The organism is Paracoccus sp. Ld10, from assembly GCF_045064235.1.
In the GTDB taxonomy this organism is placed as follows: Bacteria; Pseudomonadota; Alphaproteobacteria; order Rhodobacterales; family Rhodobacteraceae; genus Paracoccus.
The window spans coordinates 445,780-460,990 of sequence record NZ_JBISHD010000027.1 but is presented as its reverse complement, the minus strand read 5'-3'; the positions used below and the strand labels follow the sequence as shown (position 1 = coordinate 460,990).

Sequence of the window (15,211 nt, the reverse complement as noted above, 5' to 3'; positions counted from 1 at the left end):
TTGGTCAGACACAGGCTGAAACGACCTGTGCCTGTGGCCGCAAGTGGATCAGACGCGCCTTTGCCATCCCCGCGCCGATCGTGGGGCTGGTGGCACGACTGCGGATCGTGTGACCGTCGGGCCGAAGACCAAAGCGCGCAGCACGGACGATGTCTGTTCGCCATCGTGCCGCGTCTGGCGAAATCATTCGCAGCCGGTCCCGTTCGAATGACATCGATAAGCGTCTGGTGGGTGCGCGACTGTGGCTCCATCACCATCTGCAACCACATGAGCGCCAGATAACCGGGTCATCGCCATCAGACAGTTGGCAGCGGATCAAAACGGTCAGCGCGATAGCGTTGACCCAAGATGGTCTGACTGAGCTGCGGCTGGTTTCGTGGACGCGACGACAAGATCGTGACCAAGGAACTGGAGCGTGGATAGGACGAGCCGAAAGTTCTGCCGTGAGTTCAAGACAGGGGCCGTGAGGCTGATGAGCGACCGGGGCGGTGCGGTGTCATGGGCCGCACGCGACCTCGGGCTGCCCAAGGGTGTGGCCCATGTCGCTGGATGAGGGAGCTGAGTGCAGCCCCGGCTGCGGCCTTTTCCGGGAACGGGCAGATGCGTGCCGATCTGGTCGATATCGCAGCCCTGAAGAAAGAGGTCGTCCGGCTTTTGGCCGAGTGTGGCATCGTCAAGACGGGTGAGACCATGATCCGCCATCGGTCCAAGGACACTGGTCCACCGCTGTCGTTGCGCGCGGGGCGACATGAGGGTCGTCTTCATTGCCAGGCACCGGCATATCTGGTCGGTCGATCGGCTCTGTAGGGCGTTGGAGGTTGCGTCTTGCCTAATCACCCGACGACCGCCCATGAGATCCATGATGCCAAACTGGTCACGGCGATCGCAACGAGCGTCGATGACAGCGATCGGACCTTTGGCGCGCGTCGCGTTGTTCGGTAATAAGGACCGGCCTGCAGACTGCACCGGATCGAGCGGTTGATGAGACGCAATGCCTTTGGCACGCGGCCTCGGCAGCGTGGCAAGCCCATGGACGTGGCGAACGCCTGGCCATTGCCGACATTGAGCCGGTGATCGCCACCGGTTCGAGTGAACCGGCGAGACCTGATGCGGGATTTCCAGGCATGGCGGTCAAATCAAGAATGGCTGGCTGATTTCACAGACATCTGGACCGCTGAGGGCTGGCTGTATGTCGCGGTCGTTCTAAACCTGTTTTGCCGCCGCGCGACAGGTCTGGTCCATGAAGGGAGATCGCAATGCGCCACGGATCACGGATGCCCTGATGATGGCGGTCTGGCGCCGAGAGAAGGCTGATGCGCGCCTTCATCGTTCCGACCGGGGATCCACATACAAAAGCGAGCAGGGTCCGCGCCTGCTGGCGGACAACCAGATCACATGCCTGATGAGCGGGGCCGGCAATGTCTGGGATCGACTTATCGGAACGCCACTGGCCCGAGAGATCATGACGAGATCGGCGCAGGACGGTTTCATTTCAACGCCGAAGTCCGAACGGACAGTCCGCACGGTGTATCGCACCGGGAACGAAGCCCGCGCCGATGTCCTCGACGACTTCGACCGCTTTGACAATCCACGGCGCCGCCATTCGAAACCGGACCACCGCAGCGCGATGGAGATCGAGACACGCACCCCGCCAGCTTGACCTGTTGTCCACGACATCAAAGGCAGCTCGCCATGGGCTCTTGGCGTCAATGCTGAGAAAGTTACCCTTCGTAAAGAGGGTAAGCCGAACAGGCAGACCTTTTGACGGAGAGGGACGAATTCTTTGCCATGGCACAGGTGCATATGCGTTTCGCACACCTTCCGGGTTGTCGGCGTCAGCCCGGCTTGTGCTGTTCGGCAAGGGAGGCGACGTCGGCTCGATGGATCAAAGCGTAGGGCTTTGGATGCTCGGGGGATCGGCACGTCCAGATCCACCACCACCCGATTGATCGCTTGTGATTGACCTGTCAGGTCAAGCCAACCGGCGCGTCCGGTCCAAGCCAGACGGTGAACGAGCGTTCACGAATGATGTGCCCTGCGACATCCTCCGGTTCAAGGGCAAGTCAGCCGCGATGCTCTGCCAGCGGATGTCAGGCGAAATTGCGGTTTCCAACGGCCCTGTTGTCAGCGGCGACAGAACATCCCGTGCATGCCTGTCCGGTCGGCCGTGCCCCGGTGCGCGCCCATTCGCATGCCGTGCTCGCTGGCATCAGCGTGGGTGCCGCATGACAACACCGTGACCGGCGCCGCATGCGCGGTTGCCTGTGGTTGACATGGGTGGCGATCCGGTGACGCATGGGCCATGCGCATTCTATCCCCCGTTATCATGGCCATCGGACTGTTGCTGCTGGTCTTGGCCGTGTCGGCCTGCAATGCGCGGGGTGGCCCCGTGCCGCCGCCGGCCGATGGCGCGTTGCGCGTCGTGACGATGAACGCCCATTACATCCTGCTGAATGCCGATGACGACGATCCCTGGTCCGTCGCAGGGTGGCAGCAGCGCCGCGGGGCGATGGTTCAGGTGCTGGATGATCTGGACGCCGACCTGATCGCGTTGCAGGAGCTGGAGAGCTTTCAGCGTGGCGATGATGGGTCGATCAATCTGGCGCGCGACGACCTGATGGCTGCGATGCCCCGGTTCGGACTGGCGGCCAGCGGCGACTGGCAGCAATTTCCCTCAACACAGCCGATCCTGTATCGTCGCGACCGCCTGCAGCTGTTGGATCAAGGCTGGTTCTTCTTTTCCGACACGCCGGACGTGATCTATTCCCGCACGTTCAACGGGTCATTTCCGGCGTTTGCGTCATGGGCCTGGTTTCAGGATCGTCGCGATGGCACCAGATTGCGAGTGGTCAACGTGCACCTGGATTTCCGCAGTGGGCAGAACCGCCTGCAATCGGCCCGGTTGATCGCCGCGCGGATCGCCCCGTGGCTGGAGGACGGGGACCACGTCGCGCTGGCGGGCGATCTGAACGCGTTGGCGGACAGCAAAACCGTGGATATCCTGACCGATGCCGGGTTGCAGCTGACAGCGGCACGGGGGTCCAGCTTTCATTTCAACCGCGGACTGAACCTGTTCGGCGCAATCGATCATGTCCTGCATGACTGTGGCACCGGCCTGACGGACCGGCCCGTCGCTGTGCGGCAACGGCCCGGCGGACAGTGGCCGTCGGACCATTATCCGGTGCTGGCGCAGCTGACGCCCGGCCGGGGGAATTGCGGTCAACGCTGAGGTTCGTTCGCGCGATCGACTGCCGGTGCAGTGCCGCGCCATCATGGTCGTCGAAAGGGTCATGGCGGCATCCTTGGACGTGCCACGGCGGCGGCCCGGACCTTGAGGATGTGTCGTTTCGCAGGCAGGGTGCCGCCGATGATGCCGATACGGGGGGAATCATGACGCAGCCCGATAAGACTGTCGTGCTTTTGGCAGGCAAACCTGTGGACGAAACCCTGCAGGCCCGGCTTGGTGAGTTGGACCTTGGCGTGACCCGTATCGACGCCGATGGCCCCTTTGACATGCTGGACGACTTCAACGGAACGACCCGCACGGCAGGGCAGCTGTTGATCAAGACCGGCCGGACCCTGTTCCTGATCGATCAGGATCAGGGCGTGGTCGCACAGCCGGTGGACCGATCCGTGAAATTCGTGTCCGACATGCGGGCGGGGCCCGTCAAGGCCGCCCTGCACCGTGTGTCGCCGCTGCGCAGCCTGCTGCTGATCGGGTCGGGAACGATATGCGTCCATCACCTGTCCCTGACGGATGACGACGGCAAGACGCAGGCGCGCGCGCGGCTGACGACGTTGGTTCCCACCGGCGCGGGGACACCCGTGACCGTCGCGACGGTGCAGGGGGTGCGCGGTTATGACGACGCGCTGGCAGTGTTGCGCGATCACCTGCAGGCCAGCGCCGCCCCGGTTGCCACGCCGTCGCGGGTGCTGTTTCCAGACCGGTTGCCCCATGTCGCAAAGCCCGCGATCCCGCTGACGGATGACAGGGCGGCATGGGCCGTGGCGGGCGACATCATCGCGGCCCATCTTGACGTGGCCCGCCGGAACGAGGCCGGGGTCATCGCTGACCACGACACCGAATTCCTGCATCACCACCGCGTTGCCCTGCGCAAGGTCCGGTCGGTCGTCAGCCTGTTCAAGGGCGTCTACTCCGACGACCAGACCCAGATGCTGAAGCGGGCGGCATCGGACCTGATGGCGCCGACAGGACGGTTGCGGGATCTGGATGTCTATCTGCTGGCCCGCGACGATTATTTCGCCATGATCCCGACGTCGCTGCACGCGGGGCTGAGCCTGATGTTCGCGATGTTCGAAAAGGAACGCCGCCTTGCGCAACGCAGGATGGCGGCCCGTCTGAACGGCGCCCAATACGCCAATGCCATGTCTGACCTGCAGGCGCTGTTCCGGACAGCGGACCGTCCGGACAAGGGGCCGCTGGCCGATCAGCCGTTCGGACCCTATGCACGGGGGCTGATCCGCAAAAGATACCGCAAGGTCTGTCGCATCGCGCGCACGATCACGGACGACACCCCCGACGACCGCATCCACGAACTGCGCATCGCGTGCAAAAAGCTGCGCTATCTGATGGAGTTCACCGCGCCCCTGCTGCCGCCCGGCGACATCAAGCCGGTGCTCAGGCCGCTCAAGCGGCTGCAGGATAATTTGGGTCTGTTCAACGACTATTCGGTGCAACAGGGCGCGCTGCATGATTTCATGCAGGACCACGAACCGATCGGCCACAGCCGGGATCTGATCCTGGCGCAAAGCATCGGGGCACTGATCGCGGTTCTGCACGACCGGCAGGCCGAACAGCGGGCGCGGGTTACATCCAGTTTCGCCTGTTTCGACAGCCCGGCCATCCGGGCGCGGTTCCGCACGCTTTTTCCCAAGGAGGAATAGGATGAAGATCGTCGCCTGCTATAGCAACAAGGGGGGCGTGGGAAAAACCGCCGCCTCGGTCAATCTGGCCTATGCGTTTGCCAGCGGTGGCGCGCGCGTCCTGTTGTGCGATCTGGACCCGCAGGGGGCGGCCGGGTTCTATTTCCGAGTCAAGCCGTCCAGCAAGCTGCAAAATGAGACATTCTTCGAGGATGAACATCAGGTGGCCAAGGCTATTCGGGGCAGCGATTTCGAGAACCTGGACATCCTGCCCGCCAATTCCAGCTTTCGCGATTTCGACGTGTTCCTGTCCCAGATGAAGAACAGCCGGTCGCGCCTGAAGAAGATGCTCAAGGCCGTGGGTGGCGAATACGACGTCATCGTGCTGGATTGCCCGCCCAACCTGTCGATGCTGTCGGAAAACGTGCTCAAGGCAGCAGACCTGATCGTGGTGCCGGTCATCCCCACGACCCTGTCCGAACGGACGTTTGAACAGCTCCTGGATTTCGTCGGCGGGGGCGGTGCCAAGGATACGTCGGCCCGCGATCGCATCGTCGGGTTCTTCTCGATGGTCCAGCGCAACAAGCTGTTGCATGGCGATACGATGGCGCGCATGCGCGAGGTGCATCCGGACCGCATGTTGCGGGCTGTCCTGCCTTTTGCGACCGATGTCGAACGCATGGGTGTGCACCGCGCACCGGTTCTTGATTTCGCGCCCGACCGTCCGTCTTCGCGGGCATACCGCCAGATCCACGCAGAGCTTTGCGACAGATTGCAGACAGCATGACCCCGATGACCGCCCCCCTGGAGATCGAACGCAAGTTTCTGGTCGCCACGATGCCCGATCTGTCGGAGGCGACGCGATCGCTTTTGCGCCAGGGCTATGTCACCTTGCCCACCGATTCGGTCGAGGTCAGGCTGCGCCAGACGGATGACCGCTTTGTGCTGTGCCTGAAATCCGGTGAAGGAATCGTGCGCACAGAACGCGAGGTCGCGATCGATGCGGCACAGTTCGACGCGCTGTGGCCACAGACGGACGGGCGCCGCATCTGCAAGACCCGTTGGACCGGCAGCCTGCACGACGGCCTGATGTTCGAGCTGGACATTTTTGGGGACGACCTGGCCCCGTTGATCATGGTGGAGGTCGAGTTCCGGTCCCAAGGTCAGGCTGGCGCATTCGTTCCACCCGACTGGTTCGGACGCGAGGTCAGCACGGACAAACGGTTCCGCAACAAGTCGCTGGCGCTGTCCGGTCCGGTTCAGTTGCCAGACCCGTTGGCGTAGCGACGACACGACATGGCGGTCGCGGTCGGAATTGGACATGCTGCACGAAACGTGTTGCCCTCCTGGGGTGGCGCACGTCGCCGGCTGGTTGGCGGCGGTCCCCCATCATGCACCGAATGTCCGCGCCCCATCCGCGGGGCCTATAGCCGCGTGACACGTCGCGCGGGGCAGGCCTGCGCCGCAGACAGCGGCTCAGGCGACATTGATGATCATGGGTGACGTGGCACTGTCCGGAGTGCCATGAAGGTTGGGGCAGCCAAGGCATTGCCCTTCCCCTCGGTCCCGGCGATCCAGAACCCAGGGCGGTTCACGTCCGGCTGATGTGTCCGTGACGCACCGCCAGGCAGGAAACCGACGCGGGTGCCCTGCCGCGCATCTGTGACGTGAAAGACCCGCGCCCGTGGGGTCACATATGTCGCGGGCACCGGGCCCTGCATCACCCGGTGCCCGCGAATGGCCGCCTTCTGTATGTTTCACGATGGTGCCGCGCGGCGGCGGAACGCAGATGTCCGCCCATCATAACGCGCGCGATTTCCAGACCATGGCGCGGTCGAACAAACAGTGGGCTTTGTCGATGAGGGCGGTGTCGTCGTGATGCACCCCGAGGACGCTTTTGCCGCAATTTTATTGATATCATATGGGCTGGACTGCCAGCGTGATGTCGCAAGCATGGGGCGTGAAACGAACATTGTTCCTCGGGGTGCCGTATTTTTCGACCCGATCTCAGGGGCGGACAGTGGATGCACGGGCTCCGGGTCGGTGTTGGTGCCAAACAGGCCATGGCCGGTTGATCACGAAAATCGACCACCGAAGGACCGGTACGACCTCCGGCAACCAAGGCGCCGGTCATAGTCTGTTTTGATTCACAGGCTGCAACATGTGGCAGGATCACGACCAGTTGGAAACGGTTCATCACTGGGGCACGCGCGCAAGATTCTGGATTGGGGGCGTTCGATCCGACCATCTTGTGGCCTGCCTGATGGTCAATCGTTGGGCAATGGTATGGTGTGTCGTGTCAAAAACCGATCGCCGGCGCAGGGTGGCGCGACACCGGGCTTATAGCGTGGCCGCGTCATGTGCCCTGGCGTCCAGTGCGGGCCAGGGGTCTGTTCGTGTGGCAATATAGTCTGCAGGTGGCGGTCACACGATGTGATGACCCCCGTCCGGCGCGGTTTGCCCCCGTTTGGCATCACTGCGACCTGTCCAGCCAGATTCCGGTGCCGATGACCAGAGCCGGTCCCGTAGGAGTTGATTCAGACAGCCGCTCGGTAACGCCGTTTGCGACGTCGTCCGATGATAAAATCGGGTCCCGGCGCATGGACCGGCAGTGTTGCCGGGGCACTTTTATCAGGTGCGAATGCCACGCTGTGAGGGCCTGACGAGGGTTCGACCGTGTCGCAAGCATTGGGGTTCGTGCAGCGGTGACAGGATACCGTCGGCCAGTCTGCGATGTGACACAGGCCACGGCGTTGTTCGGACAATATATGCAGGACGGGGCATGGCGGTTGCCCTTGGCCAGTGAATTTCTGTGCTCAGCCGTGGTGACTGATTGTCGTTTCACGCCATGCCGAAGAGCCCGATGGGGCACACATCATCGACGCAGTGCATCTTGCGCGCAATACCAAGTCACCGGCCGATGATATCAAGCAAAGATCAGATCATCACTCAACATGGCGATCGTCGAATTGCGCACCGTCAGGATGTCACCGTCCCCGAAATCAAAGACAACGTCAGGACCACCCTGCGTTGCATGGGCGCGTGCCTGCGCAAAATTCGAGATGCCGAAATCAGCGATCCGGATAGTGTCGATGTTGTCCTGAAAATCCAGAATGGTGTCCCGTTTGGCGCCATCCCGAAAGACGAAGAGGTCGCTTCCCAGACCGCCTCTCAGCATATCCCACCCGACTCCGCCGTCCAGCGTGTCGCTTCCGTTGCCGCCATTCAGGGTGTCGTTTCCGGCACCGCCTTCCAGCCGATCGTTGCCCTGCCTGCCATGGATGAAATCGGACCCGAATCCCCCACGGATCAGGTTCGCTTGGGCATTTCCCAGCAGGACATCGTTCCTCGTGCCTCCATGAATGAATTCGACGTTCCGGATGACGTCCCGACCGTGCCACGTGAACTGTGGCCCGACCAAGGCCAGATCAACCCGTGCAGCCCAATTTGCACCCATGAACGACACCCAGTCCGTGCCGGCCCCACCATCCAGGGTATCGTTTCCAAAGCCCCCGCTCAGCAGATCGTTGCCAGCACCGCCGTACAGCACGTCGTTTCCCGTGCCGCCGAACAGCATGTCACCACCACCGCCTCCAAAGATCGTGTCCGCGCCGCCTGCGCCACGCAGAACATTGTTCGAGGCATTGCCGGTCAGGCGATTGGCCAGATCGTTGCCGATGCCGTGAATATGGGCGGTTCCGCCAAGAACAAGTGCTTCGACGTTGTTGGCAAGTTCATAGGATACGAAAGCATAGACGGCATCCCGGCCACCATTCGACGTCTCGACAATGACATCGCCACGATTGTCGATGACATAGACGTCGTCACCCGCCATGCCGTACATCGTGTCGGCGCCGCCCAATCCGTTGATCGTATCGTTTCCGGACAGTCCGAAGATGGTGTTGTCGGCTGCGTTTCCTCTCAGCAGGTCAGCACCCACGGTGCCCCTGAAAGTGTCCGAAATTGCGTCGGCGGGGGAGACAGGGACACTTGGGCCCGGGACAGACACAAAGCTGCTGTCGTACTCACCGGCCCTGATTTCCGCGCCTGCCACTCTGGCGACCAGGGGTTCCCCGGGATCGACCCATCGTCCGGACCAGCTTTCCTGCGCCGGTGCGGCAGCCCACAAATCGACATAGCTTGTCATCGGACCGATGTTCCAGATGCCTCCGGGCATGTCTGCGCTGGTAAACCGCGCGACGACGCGCCCGTCGACATAAAAAATGGCAGCGTTGTCAGTGACCGTGACTTCGTAGGTGTGAAATCCTTCGGATGCGTCAAATCCAAGGTCGATGACCGATTTGCGCAGGCCGTTATCATTGAAGGTGATGTGATTTCCGGCGGCGTCTTCCATATGGATCGCCAGGTGGACCTGTGTCGTATCCGCCCCGACGAACTCAAAGTCGAACTCCACCCAGGGCTGGTTCGCCCAGTCCGCCCTGTAGGTGAACATCCCGAACACGGCCCCGGAGACCATTTCCGGCGCCTGTGCGGTCCATCCCCATGTGCCGGTGGTCGCGACCTCTGTTCCCTGGATCTCGCCGCCCTGATACGGACGGGATGCCCCCGCAGGAGAACGGCCAAGCGACAGTTCGATCGCACGGTCTTGACCAATGCGCACATTGTCGTCCGACCATTGCATGATGTTCGACTGACCGGCTGTCCAGTCGGAGATCACCCAACTGTCGTCCGTATGCCGTTCGCCAAGCATGTGCAGGTCCAGTGCAGGCAGGATGGAACTGAGAGCCAGGGGCATTGTAGGGCTGGCCTTATATGGCTGTAGAAGCGGTTATGGTCCGGAATGTATCAGCAGAACACGGCCTTGCGACCGGCGCAAAGGAACGGTCGATGATCGTTTTGTTCATTGATACGGTTCAAAAGTAAATTATTCATGAATTGCCGTTCTGCACAAACAGGGTGGCAGCGCGGCTTTAGCAGGACACGTCGAGCGCATGTTCGTCGGTGCGTGCGCCGCGTCCGAACATGGGGTCGCCCGTCATCCTGCCAGTCCATCCACGGTTCACATTCATCCCCGTTGAATTGGCTGTCACTGTCCGTTTTGCAGGCGCGTCCGAACGGGTGCTTGCCGGTCCAGAATGGCGGTGACCTGAGGTCCGCAGCGTGCCGATCGACGGCCGCATGGCTCAACTGACCATGCCAGGTCAATCATGCCGTTTTATGGCTCATCCTTGGTCCCGGCATCATCACGCGTGGTCCGCACGAAGGGACGGCCTCGTCGCTGACGCCCAGCTGAACGCAAGCATCGAGAATGCGCCGCAGACGCTGTAGGCGGTCAAGCATTCCAGATACGTGAAACCGCCGAATAGAAACAGCAACACGACAGCAACGGCAACTGTCAGGGCAAAGGCAACATTTGCTGCAATCATCCGATCTCTCCTCTGGATATCCGTCCGTTCGTGAGACGGCAGACCAAGAATTCTGTTTAAAACCGACTGGAGCAGGATGCGATCTCGCATCGTCTGATCCTGTATGACAACTCCGTAATATCACGGACCAAGACGCGCAGCATAGGCGTGCCTGTCTGCCAAATGGCGTGGCGGCAGTATTATGCCGTTGTGCCCGGCTGGCGGCGTCGCCCCATCGTGGCCGCTGTTGCATCGCGTTGTTGGACGATGCCTGATCTGCCTGTGACTGCAGTGCGGATTGCTGCATTCAGGCACTCCAGACAGCTCTGGGACTGTCGCGGGTTTTCGCCGACATGCCGGATCGGCATTCCGATAAAATGCCCCATTTTCAGGCGACTATTGCAGACGGTGCAAATCGCCCGATGGATTCATGCGTCTGGCGATGCCACCGATGGCGTCCAAAGCATGGCGGCACGCCTATCCATCCGCGACCGAATCGCGTCGCTGGCTGGCGCGATGCCGCGACCCGCCGTGCCGGTAATCCGGCAGGGGCGTGATGTGACGCCCATCCGTTCGCGCAGGCGATGTCGCGAACCCTGATGCCGACAGTGATGGGACGATGGGCCGCAACGCCGATTGGCTGCGGATGATGATGCGCAAGGGGGCGGGCATCGGCGCGGTCGAATGGGTGCCAATCGTGCTCACGATGAAACGCGACCCGGCTGCCCACAGTGAATATGTCGATCATGGGATGGTGGCGATCCCGCCGCCCGGCAAGGTCGTGCGGCATGTATCGGGCCGGCACGACCCGGTCGCGCGCGCCGGGCCTTGCACCGGCACCAGCCACCGATACCGTCCCCGCCACTTGATTTGCTGTCTGGGCCGGCCATCGCCGCTGCAGGAAAGCCGTTCTCCCGTAACAAATGTCTGCCAAAGCCCCTTCAACGGACGGCCATCATGGCGAAACCGTCGTCAATCACCCCAACATGTGATGAAACCGACAGGTGGGGGCGTTGATTGCGCCGCCCCCTGTCGTTAGGCTGGATGACAACGCAAACGTGATTTCCGGAAGTGTCGCCCTTGACCCAGACCCGCCCCTTCGCTGCCCTGATGCGCCTCGCCCTGATGGCTGCGCTGACGACTGGAACCGTCTTGCCGGTTCAGGCGCAGGACGCCCCGCCCGCGCCCAAACCCGTGCGGCAGTCGCCGCAGATCAGCGGCCTGGCCGGGCCCTACCTGGCGGCACGCATGGCGACGGTAGAGAACGACTTTCGCGCTGCGGCGCGGTATTTCGTGCTGGCCTCGGCCCAGGATCCACAGGACGTCTATCTGCAGGACAGCGCGCTGGTCGCACTGTCATCCGCGGGGGATGTCGATCAGGCCGTGGCCATGGCCGAACGGCTGTTCGCCGAAGATCGCCCGACCGAACTGGCCGGTCTGCTGCGCCGCGCGCAACTGGTCCGGGCCGAGGATTGGCAGGGTGTGATCACGCTGATCGACGCCACCCGCACGACGGACGTGCCGCTGGACCAGGACCTGATGGACGGTACGATCCGGGCCTGGGCCCTGCTGGGGGCGGGGCGCGCAACCGACGCCATCGCCGCGTTCGAGGCGATGGCCGCGAATGCCGAACTTGCCCCCATCGTGAACTATCATCTGGCCTTGGCCCGCGCGCTGGCTGGCGATTACGATGCCGCCGACCGCCTGATCGGGCAATCCGAAGCCAGCGGCCACCTGATGGGTTTGACCGCCCGCGTCCAGATCCTGTCGCAACTGGATCGCGACGACGATGCCCTGGCCCTGCTGTCGGGTATCGAGGGGCTGGAGGCCGAGCCGCAGCTGCTGGAACTGCGCCAGCGTCTGGAACAGGGTCAGTCCGTACCGTTTGACGTGGTGGGTGGCCCGTCGGACGGGATCGCGCATCTGCTGCTGTCCTTTGCCTCTGCACTGGCCAGCAGCCCGGATCCCGAACCTTTGGCGTTGATCCACGCGCGGCTGGCATCCTGGATCGCGCCGCAGAACCCCGAGGCGCGGCTGGTGGCCGCGCAGCTGCTGCAGGACCGGCGGCAGTTCGATCTGGCCGAAACCGAATTCGACGCCGTTCGCCGCATGGGAGAGATGCGGCCCCAGGCTGAACTGTCGCGCATCGACGCGCTGTCGCGCGCCCAACGCCTTGTCGAGGCAGAGCGTGCGGCGTTGGCCCTGACCGCCGCGTATCCTGGCGTGGCGCAATCTTGGATCGCCCTTGGCGATGTCACCCGCCAGCAGGAAAAGTATTCCCAGGCCATTCCCAGCTATGACAAGGCGCTGGACCTGCTGTCCGATGCCCCGCCCGAGGCACGGTGGTTCCCGCTTTATGCCCGCGGCATCTCGCTGGAGCGCGCGGGCCAGTTCGATCGCGCCGAGGCCGACCTGCTGGCCGCGCTGGAGATTCGCCCCGATCAGGCCAGCCTGCTGAACTATCTTGGTTATTCGTGGATCGACAGGAACCAGAACCTGGATCAGGCACTGGACATGATCGAGCGCGCCGTAAAACTGTCTCCCGGCGACGGCTATATTCTGGACAGCCTCGCCTGGGCCTATTTCCGGCTTGGCCGCTATGCCGAAGCCGTGGCCCCGATGGAACAGTCCATCGCCACCATGGCCGCCGACCCGTTGGTCAACGACCACCTGGGCGACATTTACTGGATGGTCGGCCGCCACCGCGAGGCGCAGATCCAGTGGCAGCGCGCCCTGTCGCTGGAACCCGGCGAAAGCGGCGAGGTCGATGCCGATCGCATCCGCGCCAAGCTGGATCGCGGGTTGAATGCGGTGATGGACGACGAGGGTGGCCCCGTTGCCAGCCACCCCACCCAGTCCCCGCAGACCGAGGCCGACGCGGCCGAATGATCACCGAGGCGGCCCCCGCCAAGCTGAATCTGGCGCTGCACATCACCGGGCGGCGTGCCGATGGCTATCACCTGCTGGATTCACTGGTCTGCTTTGCGGCCATCGGGGACAGCGTTGCGCTGATGCCCGGGCCTCTGTCGCTGACCATTGACGGCCCGTCTGCGGCCGGGCTGTCCACCGATGACAACCTGTGCCTGCGCGCCGCACGGCTGGCGGGCGGACAGGCCGCGATCCGGCTGACCAAGGTGCTGCCCGTCGCCTCGGGCATCGGGGGCGGTTCCGCCGATGCGGCGGCGGTGCTGCGCGGGCTGGCCCGAATGGGACATCCGCTGCCCGACCGGACCGAGCGGCTTGGGGCGGACGTGCCGGTCTGTGTGCCGTCCGCCCCCGCGCGCATGCAGGGCATCGGAGAGGTGCTGACCCCGCTGCCCCCCCTGCCGCCGCTGCATCTGGTGCTGGTCAATCCCGGCGTCGCGGTGCCCACCCCGGCGATCTTTGCCGGTCTGCGGTCGCGCGACAATCCGCCCTTGCCGCCCATTCCCGCCTTTGCCGATGCCGATGCGCTGGTGGGCTGGCTGGGCACCACCCGGAACGACCTGCAACCGCCGGCAATCGCCGTCGCCCCGGTCATCGCCGCTGTCCTGCAGGCGCTGGATGGGCAGGGGGCGCGGCTGGCGCGAATGTCGGGGTCAGGGGCCACCTGTTTCGGCATCTTTGCCAACGCGGGCGCGGCCGACCGTGCGGCTGCGGCGCTTGCGCGCAATGGCTGGTGGGCGGTGGCAACCGAACTGGCATCCGCCCCGGCACGCGGCTAGACTGCGCCCGACCCGACCCCGGAGGAACCCATGCTGCGCCTTGGCGTCAACATCGACCACGTCGCCACCATCCGCAACGCGCGGGGCACGCCATGGCCCGACCCGCTGCGCGCCGCGCTGATCGCGCAGGCGGCGGGCGCGGATGGCATCACCGCCCACTTGCGTGAGGATCGCCGCCATATCAGCGACGCCGACATCGACGCGCTGATGGCCAACCTGACCCAGCCGCTGAACTTTGAGATGGCCGCCACGATGGAGATGCAGGCGATCGCCCTGCGTCACCGCCCCCATGCCGTCTGCATCGTCCCCGAAAAGCGCGAGGAACGCACGACCGAGGGCGGACTGGACGTTGCGGGCAACGACAATGCGCTGGCCGGGTATATCGCGCCGCTGCGCGAGGCGGGCTGCCGGGTGTCGCTGTTCATCGGCCATGAACCCACCCAGATCCGCGCCGCCGCCCGGATCGGCGCGGCGGTGGTCGAACTGCACACGGGCGCCTATTGCGATCTGGACACCGAAGGCCGCCATGCCGAACGCGACGCCGAACTGGCCGCGCTGTGCGAGGGGGCCGCGCTGGCCCACGACCTGGGGCTGGAGGTTCATGCGGGCCACGGCCTGACCTTTGACACGGTCGCCCCAATCGCGGCCATCCCCCAGGTGGCTGAACTGAACATCGGACATTTCCTGATCTCGGAATCGGTGTTTCTGGGGCTGGATGGCGCGATCCGGGAAATGCGCGCGCGCATGGACGCGGCGCGGGCGTGATGTCCGCGTTGTTCAGATACCTGTCCGGACCTGCGGCATGATCCTGGGCATCGGCGCGGACCTGGCCAATATCGACCGTATCCAGGGCACGCTGGACCGGTTCGGCGACCGGTTCCGCAACCGCGTCTTTACCCCGACCGAACTGGCCAAGGCCGCCCGCCGCGCCGACGAGGCGGGAACCCTTGCCAAGCGGTGGGCCGCCAAGGAGGCGTGCTCCAAGGCCTTGGGCACGGGCCTTGCCATGGGCATCAGCTGGCGCGACATGGCGGTGACGAACCTGCGGTCGGGACAGCCGGTCATGGCGTTGACAGGCTGGGCCGCCGACCGGCTGGACGGGATGACGCCTGCGGGCCATCACGCGGTCGTGCATGTGACCCTGACCGACGACCACCCGTGGGCACAGGCCTTCGTCGTGATCGAGGCGCGCCCCGGCCCTGCGCCTGCTTGACTTTGACCTGCTGACCGGCCCATGAACGCGCGATGCAGGGCCCC

General features: G+C 63.8%; 11 protein-coding genes and 1 pseudogene. 10 read left to right on the top strand and 2 right to left on the bottom strand.

What is annotated here, in order from left to right; translation table 11 throughout:
* The first annotated feature begins 472 nt into the window (after positions 1 to 472).
* The 5 genes and pseudogenes from ACJJVR_RS10565 to ACJJVR_RS10545 all read left to right on the top strand — a co-directional run bounded on the left by ACJJVR_RS10565 (position 473) and on the right by ACJJVR_RS10545 (position 6,168).
* Positions 473 to 1,660: pseudogene (locus ACJJVR_RS10565) on the top strand (IS3 family transposase).
* Between the two features lie 642 nt (positions 1,661 to 2,302).
* Positions 2,303 to 3,229: an endonuclease/exonuclease/phosphatase family protein gene (locus ACJJVR_RS10560; protein WP_405404356.1), complete on the top strand. Its 927-nt coding sequence runs from the start codon at positions 2,303 to 2,305 to the stop codon at positions 3,227 to 3,229.
* 161 nt (positions 3,230 to 3,390) lie between these two features.
* A complete protein-coding gene (locus ACJJVR_RS10555; protein WP_405404354.1) occupies positions 3,391 to 4,905 on the top strand; it encodes a CHAD domain-containing protein in 1,515 nt (504 codons plus the stop codon).
* A gap of 1 nt (position 4,906) precedes the next feature.
* Positions 4,907 to 5,671 (top strand): ParA family protein, encoded by a 765-nt coding sequence (locus tag ACJJVR_RS10550; protein ID WP_405404352.1) that lies wholly within the window; start codon positions 4,907 to 4,909, stop codon positions 5,669 to 5,671.
* Entirely contained in the window at positions 5,668 to 6,168 is a 501-nt protein-coding gene (locus ACJJVR_RS10545; protein ID WP_405404351.1) for a CYTH domain-containing protein, read from the top strand. The genes ACJJVR_RS10550 and ACJJVR_RS10545 overlap by 4 nt, the downstream gene beginning before the upstream one ends.
* 1,642 nt (positions 6,169 to 7,810) lie before the next feature.
* On the opposite strand, the gene ACJJVR_RS10540 is transcribed toward ACJJVR_RS10545, so the two are convergent.
* Positions 7,811 to 9,640 (bottom strand): family 16 glycosylhydrolase, encoded by a 1,830-nt coding sequence (locus tag ACJJVR_RS10540; protein WP_405404349.1) that lies wholly within the window; start codon positions 9,638 to 9,640, stop codon positions 7,811 to 7,813.
* A gap of 448 nt (positions 9,641 to 10,088) precedes the next feature.
* Positions 10,089 to 10,361, bottom strand: a complete 273-nt coding sequence (locus ACJJVR_RS10535; RefSeq protein WP_405404347.1) for a hypothetical protein — start codon at positions 10,359 to 10,361, stop codon at positions 10,089 to 10,091.
* 508 nt (positions 10,362 to 10,869) lie between these two features.
* On the opposite strand from ACJJVR_RS10535, the gene ACJJVR_RS10530 reads away from it, so the two are divergent.
* The 5 genes from ACJJVR_RS10530 to acpS all read left to right on the top strand — a co-directional run bounded on the left by ACJJVR_RS10530 (position 10,870) and on the right by acpS (position 15,167).
* Entirely contained in the window at positions 10,870 to 11,289 is a 420-nt protein-coding gene (locus tag ACJJVR_RS10530; RefSeq protein WP_405404346.1) for a hypothetical protein, read from the top strand.
* Between the two features lie 71 nt (positions 11,290 to 11,360).
* On the top strand, positions 11,361 to 13,139 hold the full coding sequence (locus tag ACJJVR_RS10525) for a tetratricopeptide repeat protein (RefSeq protein ID WP_405404344.1): 1,779 nt from the start codon (positions 11,361 to 11,363) through the stop codon (positions 13,137 to 13,139).
* Positions 13,139 to 13,954, top strand: a complete 816-nt coding sequence (locus tag ACJJVR_RS10520; RefSeq protein ID WP_405404461.1) for a 4-(cytidine 5'-diphospho)-2-C-methyl-D-erythritol kinase — start codon at positions 13,139 to 13,141, stop codon at positions 13,952 to 13,954. Before ACJJVR_RS10525 ends, ACJJVR_RS10520 begins: the two co-directional genes overlap by 1 nt.
* 30 nt (positions 13,955 to 13,984) lie before the next feature.
* The gene (locus ACJJVR_RS10515; RefSeq protein WP_405404342.1) at positions 13,985 to 14,719 is read left to right on the top strand and encodes a pyridoxine 5'-phosphate synthase; all 735 of its coding nucleotides are present in this window, start codon (positions 13,985 to 13,987) and stop codon (positions 14,717 to 14,719) included.
* 37 nt (positions 14,720 to 14,756) lie between these two features.
* A complete protein-coding gene (gene acpS / locus ACJJVR_RS10510; protein ID WP_405404341.1) occupies positions 14,757 to 15,167 on the top strand; it encodes a holo-ACP synthase in 411 nt (136 codons plus the stop codon).
* Positions 15,168 to 15,211: the final 44 nt, after the last annotated feature.

Excerpts from the sequence above, each read along its gene's own strand:
- acpS (WP_405404341.1), top strand. The coding sequence starts at position 14,757 with ATGATCCTGGGCATCGGCGCGGACCTGGCCAATATCGACCGTATCCAG.
- ACJJVR_RS10555 (WP_405404354.1), top strand. The coding sequence starts at position 3,391 with ATGACGCAGCCCGATAAGACTGTCGTGCTTTTGGCAGGCAAACCTGTG.
- ACJJVR_RS10530 (WP_405404346.1), top strand. The coding sequence starts at position 10,870 with ATGGGCCGCAACGCCGATTGGCTGCGGATGATGATGCGCAAGGGGGCG.
- ACJJVR_RS10545 (WP_405404351.1), top strand. The coding sequence starts at position 5,668 with ATGACCCCGATGACCGCCCCCCTGGAGATCGAACGCAAGTTTCTGGTC.
- ACJJVR_RS10560 (WP_405404356.1), top strand. The coding sequence starts at position 2,303 with ATGCGCATTCTATCCCCCGTTATCATGGCCATCGGACTGTTGCTGCTG.
- ACJJVR_RS10515 (WP_405404342.1), top strand. The coding sequence starts at position 13,985 with ATGCTGCGCCTTGGCGTCAACATCGACCACGTCGCCACCATCCGCAAC.
- ACJJVR_RS10525 (WP_405404344.1), top strand. The coding sequence starts at position 11,361 with ATGCGCCTCGCCCTGATGGCTGCGCTGACGACTGGAACCGTCTTGCCG.
- ACJJVR_RS10540 (WP_405404349.1), bottom strand. The coding sequence starts at position 9,640 with ATGCCCCTGGCTCTCAGTTCCATCCTGCCTGCACTGGACCTGCACATG.
- ACJJVR_RS10535 (WP_405404347.1), bottom strand. The coding sequence starts at position 10,361 with ATGCGAGATCGCATCCTGCTCCAGTCGGTTTTAAACAGAATTCTTGGT.
- ACJJVR_RS10550 (WP_405404352.1), top strand. The coding sequence starts at position 4,907 with ATGAAGATCGTCGCCTGCTATAGCAACAAGGGGGGCGTGGGAAAAACC.